The sequence below is a fragment of the Methylobacterium sp. V23 genome (assembly GCF_002917135.1).
Lineage (GTDB): Bacteria > Pseudomonadota > Alphaproteobacteria > Rhizobiales > Beijerinckiaceae > Methylobacterium.
Genome location: NZ_PDHT01000002.1, coordinates 222,762 through 238,060 on the forward strand (window position 1 = coordinate 222,762; position 15,299 = coordinate 238,060).

Below are 15,299 nucleotides of genomic sequence, written 5' to 3' on the forward strand. Positions count from 1 at the left end.
GAGTCAAGCGTGGCCGGAAAAAACGCGTGGACAAAACCCCACCGGAAATGTTGAATCGTATACGATTCGGAAAGCGGGCGACCCGCCTTCCCGGTGCCCAAATCCCAACGGCGGAGTTAGTCCATGCTGGAGGCGGATTCCGCTTCCCTCTCCGCGCGCGCGGATACGATTCTTGGCATCCACCGGCCCCAACACGCCGCTCATGTCCGTTTCGTGCGTGCCGAGACCTGGCTGCGCTTCGCCCTGCCGGCGCTCTTCGCCACGTTCCTGATCTGCCTCGGCGCGGTGGCGGCCATGCTGCTGCAGGCCCAGCGCGAGGAGGTGATCCGGGCGGCCACCACGGACGTGGAGGCGGTGACCCGCCTGGCCGCGGCGGCCTTCGCCGGGGTCGACATCGACGGCGAGGCCAAGGGCGAGGCGGCCCACCGCAACCTCGGCGCGCTCTTGCCGCCGGGCCTGCTCCATGCCGGCCGCCAGATCCTGCTGATCTCCCCCAACGACGTCATCGTGGCGGCCAATCCGCCCCTGCCCGGCCCGCGCCGCACCCTGACCCAGCATCTCGGGGAGATGCAGGCGCTCTCCACCCTGGGCGAGAGCGCCGGCGTCATGACCGTGACCCTGGCGGACGGCTCCGTGGTGATCGCGGCCCTGCGCAACCTGCCCGGCGGGCGGGGCCAGGTCGCGGTGCTCCAGCCGCTCACCGACATCACGGCCGCCTGGACCACGCGGATGCGCAACCAGGCGATCCTCCTCGGCGCCGCCGCCCTGGTCATCATCGGCACCGGCATCGCCTATGCCCTGCAGACCCGCCGGGCCTACGCCGTCGACCGGGTCTGCGAGGAGATCAAGCAGCGCCTCGACACCGCCCTCGGCCGCGGCCGCTGCGGCCTCTGGGACTGGGACATCCCGCGCGGGCGGATCTACTGGTCCGACTCGATGTACGCGCTGCTGGGCTATCACCGCGAGCGCGAGTTCCTGTCCTTCGGCGACGTCAACGCCCTGGTGCATCCCGACGACGGCGACCTCTACAGCCTGGCCCGCCACCTCGCGGCCAGCCAGTCCACCGTCGACCACGAGTTCCGGGTGCGCGGCGCCACCGGCAACTGGGTCTGGATGCGGATGCGGGCCGAGATCGTGCCGGACACCATCGACGGCGGCCGCCACCTCGTGGGCATCGCCCTCGACGTCACCGAGCAGCGCAACCTCGCCGAGCTCAACGCCACCGCCGACATGCGCCTGCGCGACGCGGTCGAGGCCATCTCCGAGGCCTTCGTGCTCTGGGACACCGGCAACCGCCTCGTCCTCTGCAACTCGAAATTCCGCCACCTCCACGCCCTCAGCCCCGAGGATGCGATCCCGGGCCGGCGCTACGCCGAGATCATGGGGCGGGGCGTGCTGCCGCCGGTCCGGCGCGAGCTGCGCGACCTGGAGCCGAGCGGCGCCACCGCCCGCACCTTCGAGGCCGAACTCACCGACGGGCGCTGGCTCCAGATCAGCGAGCGCCGCACCAAGGATGGCGGCTACGTCTCGGTGGGCACCGACATCACCAGCCTCAAGCGCCACCAGGAGCAGCTGGTCCAGTCCGAGCGCGAGCTGATCGAGACCGTGCGCGATCTCAAGCGCTCGCGCCGGACCCTGGAGCTCCAGACCCAGCAGCTCGCCGACCTGGCCGAGCGCTACCTCGACCAGAAGGCGCAGGCCGAGGGCGCCAACCAGGCCAAGTCCGAATTCCTCGCCAACATGAGCCACGAGCTGCGCACGCCGCTCAACGCGATCATGGGCTTCGCCGAGCTGATGGAGAGCGAGGTCTACGGCACCCTCGGCTCGCCCCGCTACACCGATTACTGCCGCGACATCCGCACCAGCGGCGACTACCTGCTCTCGGTCATCGACGACATCCTCAACATGTCGCGCATCGAGGCCCAGACGGTGAAGCTCGCCCCGCGGGAGATCGCGGTGGCCGGGGCGATCGAGGGCACCCTGAAGCTCGTGGGCGAGGCGGCCCGGGCCAAGTCCCTGACCATCGCGGTGGACGTGGTCGAGGCCCTGACGGTGCTGGCGGACGAGCGCGCCCTGCACCAGATCCTCACCAACCTCGTCCAGAACGCGGTGAAGTTCACCCCCGCCGGCGACGGCCGCATCATCATCAAGGCGCGACCGGCCGGGGCCAACGTGCACATCTACGTCGAGGATACCGGCATCGGCATCCCGAAATCGGCCCTGCGCCGCCTCGGCGCGCCGTTCCAGCAGGTCGAGACCAACCTCACCCGCAGCCACAAGGGCTCGGGCCTCGGCCTCGCCATCGCGCGCTCGATGGCCGAGCTGCATGGCGGCGCCCTGCGCATCCGCTCCCAGGAAGGCCTCGGCACCATCGTGATGGTGCGGATGCCGATCCCCACCGCGGAGAACCGCCGCAACCTCGTGGCCGACGCCGCCCAGGAAACCGTCGCCTCCCTCCGCGACGCCGCCGGCGCCACCCCGCGCCCGCCCGAGGCGGTGACGGAGCCGGCCTGAGGTTTTCGGGGCGGCGCCCCCTGCCGGCAGGGGGATCGAAGAGGCCGATCGGCGCGTCGAAGGCCCGCGCGCCGCACCAGGTCATCCCGGAGCCGCGCAGCGGCGTCCGGGATCCAGACACACAGGTGGTGCAGGACTGATCCATCGCTGGCGGTTCGGGTCCCGGGCTCGCCTGCGGCGCCCGGGAATGACGGTGCGGTGCCATCGGCAAACGTCCACTCGTGACCGCAGTCGAGGCAGCGGCCCCTTGTGCAGCACCCCGTCGGCCCGGGGTCGTGCAGCGGACGGCGATCGCCCTGCCGGGACGGAGCGCCTCAGAGCGTCGGAACGATCCGCCGCTTACACGATGTCTCTCGTCTCGCACGAACGCTGGTCCCGGGCGGCGGGCCTCGGCCCGCCCCCTGTCCTCACCCCGCCATCAGGCGCTCGAACAGCGCCCGGATCCCGGTTCGCGCCTCGTCCAGCTGCGCGATCAGCCGGCCCGAATCCGGGGCGCCCATGGCGACGGCGAGGCGCGCGAGGGCCACGGGCGAGGCCTCGGCCGGGTCGCCCTCCACCATCAGGCGCTGCCAGTGCAGCATGTCGTCGAAGTGGCGATAGGCGTCCAGCAGGCTCTGCGCATCGGGCCGGGCGAGGTCGCCGTGATCGGCGGCCTTCGCGAACACCGCGCAGGCGCCGAGGCCGACGAGGTCCGGTCGCCGATGGGCCTGACCGAGCACCAGGGCCTGGGCCAGGAAGTCGAGGTCGAGCAGGCCGCCGGGGGCGAGCTTGAGGTCGAGGGGGCCGCGATACCCCTTTTCCCGCTCCACGAGGCTTCGCATTTCCCGCACCGCGCGCCGGACCTCGGCGGGGTCCCGCGGGCGGGCGACGATGGCGCGGATCTCGCCGTCGAGCTCGGCGCCGAGGCCCACGTCGCCGGCGACCACCCGGGCGCGGGTCAGGGCCATGTGCTCCCAGAGCTCCGCCTCCTCGGAGTGGTAGCTGCGGAAGCTGCGCCACTGCACCGCCACCGGGCCCTGGCCCCCGCCGGGGCGCAGGCGCAGGTCGACCTCGTAGAGATGGCCGCGCCGGGTCGGCACCGTGAGGGCGGCGACGATGCGCTGGGCCAGGCGGTTGTAGGCCACCGCCGCGTCGAGGGGTTTCGGGCCGGCGCTGGTGCGGTCGTCGGGGTCGAAGTCGTAGACCAGCACGAGGTCGAGGTCGGAATCCGCCGTGAGCTGGCGCGCGCCGAGGCGCCCGAGGCCGAGCACCGCGAGGCGTCCCTTGGGTACCGCCCCGTGCTCGGCGAAGAAGCTCGCCGAGACCCGCTCCACCGTCACGGCGATCACCGCGTCGGCGATGCCCGCGAAGGCGCGGCCGGCCTCCTCGGGCGAGAGGATGCCCGAGAGGAGCCGGGCCCCGGTGAGGAAGCGGAGCTGGCGGGCGGCATCGCGGGCCCGGTCGAGGAAGTCCTCATGGTCGCTCGGCTGTCCGAGGCGGGCGCGGACCTGCTGCGCCAGGGCCTCGGCATCCGTGCCGGCATCGGCGAAATCCCGGTCGATCACCGCGTCGAGGACGTGCGGGCTGAAGGCGACGGTCTCGGCGAGCCGCGGCGCCGTACCGAGGAGGTCGGCGAAGAGCAGGCGCAGGCGCTCGTTCGAGCGCAGGATGGTGAGGAGTTCGAGGGCCGCCGGCATCCGGGCGAAGGCCCGATCGAGGGTGTCGAGGGCGGCGTCCGGGTGGGCGGTGCCGCCCAGCGCCTGCATCAGCACCGGCACCAGCTCGGTCAGCACCTCGCGGGCGCGGGGCGTCCGCACGGCCGGGCGCCGGCCGAAATGCCAGCCGCGCACGGTCTCCACCGCCCGCTCGGGCTCGCGGAAGCCGAGCTTGGTCAGGGTCGCCAGGGTCGCGGGGTCGTCGCCGGTGCCGCTGAACACGAGGTCGCCGACCTCCGAGGACAGGTCGGGCTCGGCCTCGAACAGCAGGGCGTAGTGGCCCTGCACCCGGCGGGCGTGGTGGAACAGGGCCGCCTCGAAGGCGTCCCGCGTGTCGAAGCCCGCGAAGCGGGCGAAGCGCGCGAGCTCGTCGGCCTCGCTCGGCAGGCGCTGGGTCTGCTCGTCCCGCAGCATCTGCAGGCGGTGCTCGATGGTGCGCAGGAAGCCGTAGGCCGCCGTGAGGTCGTCGCGGGCGGTGGCGTCGATCCAGCCGTCGCGGGTCAGGCCGTCGAGCATGGCGACGGTGCTGCGTCCGCGCAGCTCCGGCCGACGCCCGCCGAACACGAGTTGCTGGGTCTGGACGAAGAACTCGATCTCGCGGATGCCGCCGCGTCCCAGCTTGATGTCGTGGCCCGCCACCGCGATCGTGTCGTGGCCGCGCACCGCGTGGATCTGGCGCTTCATCGCGTGCACGTCGGCGATGGAGGCGAAGTCGAAGTATTTCCGCCAGACGAAGGGGCGCAGGTTCGCCAGGAACGCCTCCCCGGCCGGGATGTCGCCGGCGATCGCCCGCGCCTTGATGTAGGCCGCCCGCTCCCAGTTCTGGCCGAGGTTCTCGTAATAGACGTACGCGGCATTCAGGGAGAGCGCCGCCGGGGTCGAGCCCGGGTCCGGACGCAGGCGGTAATCGACCCGGTGGACGTAGCCGTCGGCGGTGCGCTCCTGCAGCAGCTTGGCCATCCGCTGCGCCAGCTTGCTGAAGAACGGCGTCGGCGGCAGGTCGGCCTTCAGGGGCGCGGTCTCGGGGTCGAAGAAGACCACGAGGTCGATGTCGCTCGAGTAGTTGAGCTCGCCCGCCCCGTGCTTGCCGAGGGCCAGGACGATGAGCCCGGAGCCGGCCTGCGGCTCGGCCGCGTCGCGGGGCAGGAAGCGCCCGGCGGCCGAAGCCTGGAGCAGCATGGCGTCGGCGGCCGCCCGCACCGAGGCGTCGGCGAAGTCCGACAGGGCCTGGGTCACCGTGGCCAGGGGCCAGAGCCCGCCGATATCGGCCAAGGCCACCAGGAGCGCGTGCTCCGCCCGGTTCTGCCGCAGCGCGCGCGCGACGGCGTCGAGGTCCGGCGCCTGCCCGGCCGCCCGCTGGCGGGCGATGACGGCCGCCAGGGCGGCCTCCGGCTCGGCCTCCACGAGGGCCGCGAGGCGGTCGGGGGCCCGGGCGACCAGCTGCCAGAGAAAGGCGGAATGGTCGGCGAGGCCGAGGAGCAGGGCGCGCAGGGGGGCGTCGAGGAAGCCCGCCGGCCACGCGGGCGCGACCTCGGCGAGGAGCGCGGCGGCCGCGTCGGGATCGGACAGGACCGGGGCGGCGGCCAGGCGCGCCCGGAGGCTGCGGCGTTGCGCGTCGGCGGCCTGGTTCATGCCCTACCCTCCCGTCGGATCTCCGGCCGGCAGGGTTATCACGACGGAGAGCCCGGGGGCATGGTCTTCCAGCGCCAGCGTGCCCTGGTGCAGGCGCACCACCGCGTTGACGAGGCTGAGGCCGAGGCCGAAGCCCGGCCGCGAGCGCGCCTCCTCCAGCCGGACGAAGCGGTCGAGCACCCGGCCGCGGGCCTCGCTGGGGATGCCCGGGCCGGAATCGGCCACGCCGAGGCGCACGGTGTCGCCGACCCGCGCGGCGCTGAGCCGGATCTCGCCGCTGGGCCCGCCATACTTCACCGCGTTGTCGATCAGGTTGGCGAGCGCCTGTCCGATCAGTTCCCGGCTGCCGCGCAGGATCAGGGGGGCGCCCTCGGTCTCAACCTGCAGCGCCAGGCCCTGCTCCGAGGCCAGGGGCTCGTAGAGCTCGGCCACGGCCTGGACCACGGCGGCGACGTCGAAGGTCTGGAAATCCTCGCGGGCGTTCACGCCCTCCAGGCGGGCGATCATCAGGAGCGCGTTGAAGATCCGGATCAGGCCGTCGCTCTCCTCGATCACCCCCTCCATCGCCGCCCGCAGGGCGTCCGGCGTCTCGGCCGTGCGCAGGGCCTCCTCGGCCCGGTTGCGCAGGCGGGTCAGGGGCGTCTTGAGGTCGTGGGCGATGTTGTCGGAGACGTCGCGCAGGCCGCGCATCAGCTCGCCGATCCGCTCCAGCATGGCGTTGAGGTTGTGGGCCAGCCGGTCGAGCTCGTCGCCGGTCCCCGCCACCGCGAGGCGCCCGTCGAGGTCGCCGGCCATGATGCGGCGGGTGGTCTCCGTCATGGCGTCGACGCGCTTCAGGACCCGGCTGGCGATGAACCAGGTGCCGATCACGCCCAGCACCATCACCAGCCCCACGGACGAGCCGAAGGTCCGTCCGATCACCGCCCGCAGCCGGTCGCGCTCGGCGACATCGCGGCCGACGAGCAGCCGGAAGCCCCCGGGCAGGACGAAGATCTGCATGATCGCCCGGTGCTCGAGGTTCTGCGCGCCGCCGATGCGGGCGTAGTTGGCCTCGGTCTGGCCCGGATCGACGATGAGCCCGGTGGGCAGGGCGTCGATGTTGCCGACGATGCGCTCGCCGGCGGCGTTGGTGACGAGGTAGAGCGAGGCCCCGGGCTCGCCGGCGCGCCGCTCCACCGCGGAGATCAGGCGCCGCAGGCCTCCGACCTTGTACTGCTCCGACAGGCCGTTGATCTCGGCCTCGATGGTGGACACCATCTGGTCGTCGAGGGCGCGGCTGGCGTTCCAGGCGACGTAGCCCAGCGCCAGCAGCGCGAAGGTGGCGAACACCACCAGGTAGGCGAAGGACAGCTTGAAGGCCGTCGTGCGGAACAGGTTGCCGAGGCGCCCGGCCGGGGCGTCGTCGAGGGTCGTCACGGCCTGAGCCTCACGGTGCGCCTCACGCCGACGCTCCCGGAGCCCGCGCCTCGTCGACCCGCAGCACGTAGCCGGTGCCGCGCACGGTGTGGATGATCGGGTGCTCGAAATCCTTGTCGACCTTCGCGCGCAGGCGCGAGACGTGGACGTCGATGACGTTGGTCTGCGGGTCGAAATGGTAGTCCCAGACGTGCTCCAGCAGCATGGTCCGGGTCACGACCTGGCCGGCATGGCGCATCAGGTACTCGAGCAGGCGGAATTCGCGCGGCTGCAGCACGATCTCCTGGCCGGCCCGGGTCACGCGGTGCGAGAGGCGGTCGAGTTCGAGGTCGCCGACCCGGTAGGCGGTCGCTTCGGCGGCGGTGCCCGGCCCGGCCCGGCGGCGGGCCAGCACCTCGGCCCGGGCGAGCAGCTCGGAGAAGGCGTAGGGCTTGGGCAGGTAGTCGTCGCCCCCGGCCCGCAGGCCCTTGACCCGGTCGTCCACCTGCCCGAGGGCCGAGAGAATCAGCACCGGCGTGGTCACGCCCTGCTCGCGCAGGGAGCGGATCAGCGACAGGCCGTCGAGCTTGGGCAGCATGCGGTCGACGATGAGCACGTCGTAGTCGCCCTCCTGCGCCAGGGCGTAGCCGTCGAGGCCGTCGGAGGCCTGGTCCGGCATGTGACCGGCCTCGCGAAAAGCCTTGATCAGGTACGCGACCGCCTCGCGGTCGTCCTCGATGATGAGCAGACGCATGGGACGGAGTGATAGGGTCTCGCCCGTCCTCGCGAAACCGCCTTGTCCGGCAACGCTCATGCCGCATCCCTCCGCGCTGGGTCGATGAGCCGGACCATGGGCAGCCGTGGGTTGCACGACCCTGGCGGCAACATGACGCTTTGGTCATGTCTGGGGACGACGGAGCCGACGAAGCCGCCTCAGGCCGGCCTAGTCCGGGCGCGGCCCCGCGCCGCCGGCAGGCGCGGACAGCCGGCTGCGGGCCCAGTCGCGCAGGAGGGCTTCCTCGTAGCCGAAGCTCCCGCTGGCGGCCGCGGCGCGGGCGCCGAACAGGAAGTTGATGTCGGTCAGGCGCTCCTCGCCCCCGGCGATCCGGCGGCCGCCGCGGCGCAGGTCGTAGCGCAGGCGGATCGCCGGCGGGGTCGCGTCGCTGACGATCCGCAGGCCCGAGGGGCTGTTCAGGTCCGGGCGGACGAAGCCGGCCCGGTCGATATCGAGGACGTCCACGGACAGGGTCTCGTCCGGTCCCATCACCCGCAGGGCGGACGCCGCGATGATCCGCCGGATCTCCGCGAGGGTGCCGCGCAGGCCGGGCCCCGAACCGTAGCGGTCGTCGGCGTCGGTGTAGCGCTCGGGCGCGACGAAGCGGACGGTGACGCGCGCATCCGCCGGTGCGGCCAAGGCGGGGGCGGCCAAGGCGAGGAAGGCCCCGGCGAAGGAGGAAGAAAGCGCCCGTTGCGCGAAACTGTGGCGCCTCATCCGCTCATGCCCCTGTGAATCGCTCCGACCGGACAGGCCCTGCCGTAACACCGGCGCCCCCGGGCCCCGAGCGCCCGGCCCACGTCAGTAGCCCTTCTTCACCTGCGCCAGGGCACGGGTCAGGCCGTCGGCGATGACCTCGCGCTCCGGCGGCGAGGCGTCCCGGGCGACCACCACGAATTCCCGGCGGGATTCGAGGGTCAGGGTCTGCATGCCGTACTCGTCGTCCTCCACCCGGGTCAGCTTGGTCCAGAGCGGGTTGAAGCGCCATTCCCGGCGCTCGCCCCGGTGGGTCACCCGGGCGAGCATCACCTCGATCGGGGTGATCACCACCTCCTCGAAGGAGCGGCCGCGCCGGAAGCTCGCCTTCAGCGCCACGTAGAGGGCGAGCATGTCGAGGCCGAAGAACCCGGCCACGGGCCAGAACCCGGCCCGGACGCAGGCGATCGAGGTGACGAGGGAGACGGCGCAGCAGCCGATCATGACGTTGCGGAAGCCGTCCGGCCCCAGGGACTGGTGCGGCCGGATGGTGGCCTGGAACACAGGCCGATCCATGCTGTCGGGATCGAGGCCGTCCGGATGCCGGCCGATCGGAGGGACGTGGTCATTGCCGCTCGCCATGCGAGGAATATAACGCAGGGATGCCCAGCCGACAGCCGACCAAACCACGGAAATCGCCGATCTCCGCGCGGCTCGCCGCGCCGATCGTCGCAGCGGCGCCCGCCACGCCGGACCCCGTGGGCCCTGAGACCGTGGCGGAGATCTTCGCGCGGCTCAGCGCGGCCAACCCGGAGCCGCGCGCCGAACTCGAATTCCAGAACCCCTTCACCCTCCTGGTGGCGGTGGTGCTCTCGGCCCAGGCCACCGACCGCAGCGTCAACCTCGCCACCGCGCCGCTCTTCGCCATCGCCGACACGCCGGCCGCGATGCTGGCCCTCGGGGAGGCGCGGGTGCGCGACTTCATCCGCACCATCGGCCTGTTCAACACCAAGGCGAAGAACGTCATCGCCCTGTCGCGCATCCTGGTGGAGGAGCATGGCGGCGAAGTCCCCAGCGCCCGGGCGGCGCTGGAGGTGCTGCCCGGCGTCGGCACCAAGACCGCCAGCGTGGTCCGCAACGTCGCCTTCGGCGAGGAGACCATCGCGGTCGACACCCACATCTTCCGGGTCTCCAACCGGATTCCGCTGGTGGTCGCCCCCACCACCGACAAGGTCCAGGCCGGGCTGGAGGCCATCGTACCCGCGCCCTACCGGCTCAACGCCCATCACTGGCTGATCCTGTTCGGCCGCTACATCTGCAAGGCGCGCAAGCCCGAATGCTACCGCTGCCCGATCGCCGACCTGTGCCGCTTCCCGGCCAAGACGGCCGCCCCGTGACCCGGCCGGACGAGCCGGCCCACCGACAGCCGCCCGCTCGCTCGCCGGGACGGCGCTGAGCCGTTCCGCTCCGGGGTCCGGTCGGTGCGAAGCCTCGGTTCGCGCCGAGGCGCAACCCGCGCCAAGGCTCAGTCCTCACGAAGGCCCGGTCCTGAAGGCCCCGTCCGCGAGGCCCGGTCCCCTTGCCCCCGGCCCGCACACCGATTTATCACCGGTGTCCTCCCAGGACGGCATGGGTCCCATCCGGCCAGCGCGTTGTGCTGCCAGCCGCCTTCGGGTAGTTTGCGCCACGGTCGCGGAGGCTTTCGACGTACGACGTGTCTCTCGGCCCGGCCCCACCCACAGGCCGCCACGCCGCGGATTCCGCATCGTTCGCTCGCAAGGAGTCACGGCCCATGGACTTCCTCAAACCACGGTACACGCCTATGAACCGCCGCCGTCGCATCTACGAGGGCAAGGCGAAGGTCCTCTACGAGGGTCCGGAGCCGGGAACGCTCATCCAGCACTTCAAGGATGATGCCACCGCCTTCAACGCGCAGAAGCATGATGTCATCGACGGCAAGGGCGTGCTGAACAACCGGATTTCCGAGTTCGTCTTCCAGCACCTCAACGACATCGGCGTGCCCACGCACTTCATCCGCCGCCTGAACATGCGCGAGCAGCTGATCCGCGAAGTCGAGATCATCCCGCTCGAAGTGGTGGTGCGCAACGTCGCCGCCGGCTCGCTCGCCACCCGCCTCGGCCTCGAGGAAGGCACGCAGCTGCCGCGCTCGATCATCGAGTTCTACTACAAGAACGACGCGCTCAATGACCCGATGGTGTCGGAAGAGCACATCACCGCCTTCGGCTGGGCGACCCCGCAGGAGATCGACGACATCATGGCGCTGGCCATCCGGGTCAACGACTTCCTGTCCGGGCTCTTCCTCGGCGTCGGCATCCGCCTCGTCGACTTCAAGATCGAGACCGGCCGCCTCTGGGAAGGCGACATGATGCGCATCGTCGTCGCCGACGAGATCTCCCCGGATTCCTGCCGCCTCTGGGACATCAAGTCGTCGGACAAGCTCGACAAGGACCGCTTCCGCAAGGATCTCGGCGGCCTGATCGAGGCCTATACCGAGGTGGCCAAGCGCCTCGGCATCATGTCCGAGAACGAGAAGGTCCAGACGGGCGGCCCGCGCCTCGTCCAGTAAAGGACCGGCCGGCCCCGCAGGTCTCTCCAGCCCGCGCCGGCTGGTCTTCGTCCAACGGCAACGCCTGAACCCAGGGGTCGTCCCGCGCCTTCATGCCGGGGCGCCGCCGGCGCGCCCGGACCCGCAAGGGGCGCGCAGCGGCGTGCGATCCCGAGCCGCCGACGGCGTCACCTCCGGCATGCGCTGCGTGTCCGGCTCCCGGGCTCCGCGGCGCGGCCCCGGGATGACGGGGTGCTGCGCGCGGGTTCCCGTATCCGGCAGCCCGCGAGAGGCTCACCGCAGATCGACCGGGCCCGCCTCAGGCCAGCCCGGACGCAACCGCGCATAGGTGCCGAGATCGGGGTCGAACCCCGGGTGATAATGGGGGTCCTGCGCGAGCAGCGGCCCCCATCGGTCTTGAAAGGCCGCGACTTCGCGCCGGTGGCGCTCCTGCGCGGCGGGCGTCCAGCGCCGACTCGCCGCCTCGTCGTGGCGCAGCACCGCCCCCGGCACGAACAGGGTGCGGTAGCCGGCCGCGTTCAGGCGGAGGCACAGGTCGACGTCGTTGAAGTCGACCGCGAAGGCCGCCGCATCGAAGCCCCCAACCGCCGCGAACTTGTGCGCCTCCACCACGAGGCAGGCGGCCGTGACCGCCGCGACCGCGCGGGTCGCCCACAAGCCGGCCAGGTAGCCCGGCGCCTCTCCGGAGAAGAATCGGTGCGCATGGGTGACGAGGCCGCCCGGCCCGAGCAGCACGCCGCCATGCTGGATGCGGCCCCGCCCGTCGATGAGCTTGGCGCCGACCGCGCCCACATCCGGCCGCAGGGCCTCGCGTACCAGCCGCTCGAGCCAGTCCGGGTGCAGGGCCGCGACGTCGTTGTTGATGAAGGCCAGCACCTGCCCCTGCGCCGCGGCCGCGGCCCGATTGTTCATGCCGGCAAAGTCGAACGGGCCGGGACAGGGCACGATTCGGGCGATGCCCGCCGCCTCCAGCTCCCGGAAATACGCCAGGGTCTCGGGCGCGCGACTGTCGTTGTCGCAGATCAGGATCTCCCGCTCCGGCCAGTCGGTACACCCGATCAGGCTGGTGATGCAGGTCCGCAGTAGGTCGACCCGGTCGCGGGTCGGCACGATGAGGCTGACGCGGGGGCGCGCCTGCGGCAGCGGGTGCGCGAACGTCAGCACGCCGTCCTTCTCCACCTGGATCGCGACGGCGTGGTCGCCCCTGCGGTCGAGGGCCCGGCGCAGGGTGGCGGCCCGCGCCGCCGGATCCGGCATCCCGGTGGAGGCCACGTCGCTGCGGGAGAGCAGGCGCGGCAGGTGCCCGATCGCCCCGTTCCCAAACCGCTCCACCACCCTCAGGATGAGGTCGAGGGCATCGGTCACCGGCCCCTCCCGCTCGGTTAGGGCGGCGAGGGCCGAGGCCCGGAGCGCCAGCACCGGGCCGCAATACGCCACCGCGCAGGCGTAGTCGGGGTCGAAGGCCGGACGCAGCAGCGGCATCGCGAGCCCGGTCTCGGACCTCAGCAGCGCATCGCCGTAGGCGAGCTGGTGCACCGGGCTCCGGGCGAAGGCCTCGGCCAGGATCGCGGGTGCGCCCGGCAGCAGGGCATGACCCGGCGCCGTGAGCACGAGAATCTCGGCACCGGCGCGCGACGCCTCCGACGGACGACCCTGCGCCGAGTCCGCGGATGTCAGGTCCGCGGATGTCAGGTCCGCGGATGTCAGGTCCGCGGATGTCAGGTCCGCGAGCGTCAGGACTGCGACGGTGTCGCGTGGCCCGGCCGCGCCCCCGGCGGCCGTCGCCCGCAGGAGCCGGCCTTGCGCCGCCGGGCCGCAGAGAAGTCCCGCGTGATCGAGGCCGAACAGGGCGGCCGCCGCCTGGCCGGCGCGGACGCGCTTGCCCGCCAGCCGCGCCCGCAGGATCGCCAGCCCCTCCCCCCGATGCCGGAGCAGGAGCGCGGCGGCACGGCCCCAGCGCAGCCAGACCGGATTCCGGGCGACGCCCGCGAAGGCGAGCGCGGCGTCGGCCCTCCTACTCAAGGTCTTCCCCGAACGTCGTCAGCGACAGCACCGGGTGGTAATACGGATCGTGACGGATGGTGTCGCGCCAGCGCTCGACGAAGCGGTCGGCCTCCTGCTCGAAGCGCAAGCGCGCCGCCCCGACGGCGGGTCCGCGGCTGGTCGATTCGAGGTGGGCCATCACGGCGCGCGGCGTCCAGATCGTCCGGTAGCCGGCCGCATTCAGGCGCAGGCAGAAATCGACGTCGTTGAAATCCACCGCGAAGGCGTCCGGGTCGAGGCCCCCGACCGCGTCGAACTTGGCCCGCTCGACCGCGAGGCAAGCCGCCGTGACGGCCGAGACCTCGTGGGCGACCCGCATCCGGTCGAGCATTCCGGGGGTATCGGCCGGCCGCCGGCGCAGGATGTGCCCGGCCCGCCCCCCGAGGCCCACCACCACGCCGGCATGCTGCAGCGTCCCGTCGGCATAGAGGAGCTTGGCGCCCACCGCGCCGATCTCCGGCCGGCAGGCCTGGCGCACCAGGGCGTTGAGCCAATCCTCGCGCAGCACCGCGACGTCGTTGTTGAGGAGGACCACCACCGCCCCCCGCGACCCGGCCACCCCGGCATTGATCATCGCGGAGAAGTTGAACGGCCCCGGACAGGACAGGATGCGGACCCGCGGATCCTGCCGCAGGGTCTCGTAATGGGCGAGCACGTCCGGATCGGTCGAGCCGTTATCGACGATGACGAGCTCGATCGCCGGGTAGTCCGTCCCGTTGAGCACCCCGTCGGCGGCGACCCGGATCAGCTCCAGGCGGTCCCGCGACGGAATGATCACGCTGGCGAGCGGCGGCGGCTCGGGCAACGCCCAGAGCAGATCGAACCCGGTGGGGTTCGCCTCGACCCGCGCCGGACGGCGGGTCTCGGTGAGGTGAGTCTGGAGAATCGCCGCGTGGCGCTCGGCCGAATCCGGCGGCGGAGGCGCCGCGCGGGCGAGAACGCGCGGGACATGCGCGACCTCGTCGAAACCCACGTGGTATACCGCGGCCAACCCGAGGCGGAGGGCGAAGCCGTCCGGCGCTCCGAGCGGACGAGGCCTCAGTCGCTCGAGCAGGCCCCCGGCATAGAGGGTCGGCGTCCCGGGATAGGCGGTGGTCAGGGCCAGGTCCGGACTCCAGTCCGGCTTCAGCGCCGGTCTCGGGTCAGGGCCCTCGACCCGGGAATCCGCGTAGACCATCTGCGGGTGATCCGGCTCCGCTAGCGCGCGGACCAGGATCGCCAGGGCGTCCGGATCGAGAGCATCGCCCGGGGCGAGCACCATCAACGCGCTGTCATCATTCAGGAAATCACCGAGACAGGCCGAGGCCGCCCAGACGTGCTGCTCGATCCGCGCATCGTCCTCCGCGACAGCCAGCCCCGTGTCCGACCAGCCCACGACGAGGCGCCAGGCGGTGTCACGCTGGGCCTTCAGGCTCGCGATCGTCGCCGCGACCCGCTCGCCGTCCGCCGGCCCGGCCGGCATCATTAGCCGAACCGCCGGCCCCGCCGGTACCGGAGTCGCGTCGGCGCGGGCCCGGTGGCGCGCCCAGTCCGCGAAATCCGCGATCGGGGTCACGCCGCAACTGCCCCGAAGGATGTCGCGGGTGCGCCGCTCGTTTCGCCTAAGCCTCTGATAGAAAGCGGATATCGCCCGGAGCGGACGTACGCGCAGGCATTCGGCGAACACGCTCGCCTCCGAACGCAGGCCGACCCGCTCCAGCACGAAGTCGCTGCGTCCATCGGTGGCAAGGTCGATCGCCGCGGTATCCGGCGGAAGCCAGCCGAGCCACTCGGCCGCCCCCTGCCCCGTCCCGGGCAGGACGAAAACTTCGCGCCGACCGTCGTCGCGGGTCAGGCGCAGCAGCGGCCGCAGCGGACGAACCCGGGGATTCGCGCGATAGATCAAGACGATCCAGCAGCCGCGCCCGTTCTCGGCGAGGCGAAGCCGGTGGTCGAAGAGGGGATCATCCGTAGCATCGAGCGA

At 72.2% G+C, this 15,299-nt stretch carries 10 protein-coding genes; 3 read left to right on the top strand and 7 right to left on the bottom strand.

Annotation, left to right across the window (positions count from 1 at the left end):
- Positions 1–123 precede the first annotated feature (123 nt).
- Positions 124–2,514 (top strand): ATP-binding protein, encoded by a 2,391-nt coding sequence (locus tag CRT23_RS04060; protein WP_103708704.1) that lies wholly within the window; start codon positions 124–126, stop codon positions 2,512–2,514.
- 407 nt (positions 2,515–2,921) lie between these two features.
- Here CRT23_RS04060 and CRT23_RS04065 read toward each other — a convergent pair whose 3' ends face one another.
- The 5 genes from CRT23_RS04065 to CRT23_RS04085 all read right to left on the bottom strand — a co-directional run bounded on the left by CRT23_RS04065 (position 2,922) and on the right by CRT23_RS04085 (position 9,348).
- On the bottom strand, positions 2,922–5,840 hold the full coding sequence (locus tag CRT23_RS04065; protein ID WP_103708705.1) for a bifunctional [glutamine synthetase] adenylyltransferase/[glutamine synthetase]-adenylyl-L-tyrosine phosphorylase: 2,919 nt from the start codon (positions 5,838–5,840) through the stop codon (positions 2,922–2,924).
- Between the two features lie 3 nt (positions 5,841–5,843).
- A complete protein-coding gene (locus tag CRT23_RS04070) occupies positions 5,844–7,256 on the bottom strand; it encodes an ATP-binding protein (protein ID WP_103708706.1) in 1,413 nt (470 codons plus the stop codon).
- A gap of 22 nt (positions 7,257–7,278) precedes the next feature.
- Positions 7,279–7,989: a response regulator transcription factor gene (locus CRT23_RS04075; protein ID WP_103708707.1), complete on the bottom strand. Its 711-nt coding sequence runs from the start codon at positions 7,987–7,989 to the stop codon at positions 7,279–7,281.
- A gap of 189 nt (positions 7,990–8,178) precedes the next feature.
- Positions 8,179–8,727, bottom strand: coding sequence for a DUF3016 domain-containing protein (locus tag CRT23_RS04080; RefSeq protein ID WP_103708708.1), 549 nt, complete (start codon positions 8,725–8,727; stop codon positions 8,179–8,181).
- 84 nt (positions 8,728–8,811) lie between these two features.
- Complete coding sequence (locus CRT23_RS04085) at positions 8,812–9,348, bottom strand: DUF2244 domain-containing protein (protein WP_103708709.1); 537 nt, start codon at positions 9,346–9,348, stop codon at positions 8,812–8,814.
- A 20-nt stretch (positions 9,349–9,368) separates the two neighbouring features.
- Here CRT23_RS04085 and nth point away from each other — a divergent pair, with 20 nt between their 5' ends.
- On the top strand, positions 9,369–10,103 hold the full coding sequence (gene nth / locus CRT23_RS04090; RefSeq protein WP_103708710.1) for an endonuclease III: 735 nt from the start codon (positions 9,369–9,371) through the stop codon (positions 10,101–10,103).
- 395 nt (positions 10,104–10,498) lie between these two features.
- Positions 10,499–11,293 carry a phosphoribosylaminoimidazolesuccinocarboxamide synthase gene (purC, locus tag CRT23_RS04095; protein WP_055955211.1) on the top strand — a complete coding sequence of 265 codons (795 nt, stop codon included), beginning with the start codon at positions 10,499–10,501 and terminating at the stop codon, positions 11,291–11,293.
- A gap of 273 nt (positions 11,294–11,566) precedes the next feature.
- On the opposite strand, the gene CRT23_RS04100 is transcribed toward purC, so the two are convergent.
- Positions 11,567–13,315, bottom strand: a complete 1,749-nt coding sequence (locus CRT23_RS04100; RefSeq protein ID WP_245435952.1) for a glycosyltransferase — start codon at positions 13,313–13,315, stop codon at positions 11,567–11,569.
- Positions 13,308–15,221, bottom strand: a complete 1,914-nt coding sequence (locus CRT23_RS04105; RefSeq protein ID WP_245435954.1) for a glycosyltransferase family 2 protein — start codon at positions 15,219–15,221, stop codon at positions 13,308–13,310. Before CRT23_RS04105 ends, CRT23_RS04100 begins: the two co-directional genes overlap by 8 nt.
- Between the last annotated feature and the right edge of the window lie 78 nt (positions 15,222–15,299).

What these genes read in the sequence shown, in the direction of transcription:
- CRT23_RS04075 (WP_103708707.1), bottom strand. Translation starts at nt 7,989, where the DNA reads ATGCGTCTGCTCATCATCGAGGACGACCGCGAGGCGGTCGCGTACCTG.
- CRT23_RS04085 (WP_103708709.1), bottom strand. Translation starts at nt 9,348, where the DNA reads ATGGCGAGCGGCAATGACCACGTCCCTCCGATCGGCCGGCATCCGGAC.
- purC (WP_055955211.1), top strand. Translation starts at nt 10,499, where the DNA reads ATGGACTTCCTCAAACCACGGTACACGCCTATGAACCGCCGCCGTCGC.
- nth (WP_103708710.1), top strand. Translation starts at nt 9,369, where the DNA reads ATGCCCAGCCGACAGCCGACCAAACCACGGAAATCGCCGATCTCCGCG.
- CRT23_RS04080 (WP_103708708.1), bottom strand. Translation starts at nt 8,727, where the DNA reads ATGAGGCGCCACAGTTTCGCGCAACGGGCGCTTTCTTCCTCCTTCGCC.
- CRT23_RS04065 (WP_103708705.1), bottom strand. Translation starts at nt 5,840, where the DNA reads ATGAACCAGGCCGCCGACGCGCAACGCCGCAGCCTCCGGGCGCGCCTG.
- CRT23_RS04060 (WP_103708704.1), top strand. Translation starts at nt 124, where the DNA reads ATGCTGGAGGCGGATTCCGCTTCCCTCTCCGCGCGCGCGGATACGATT.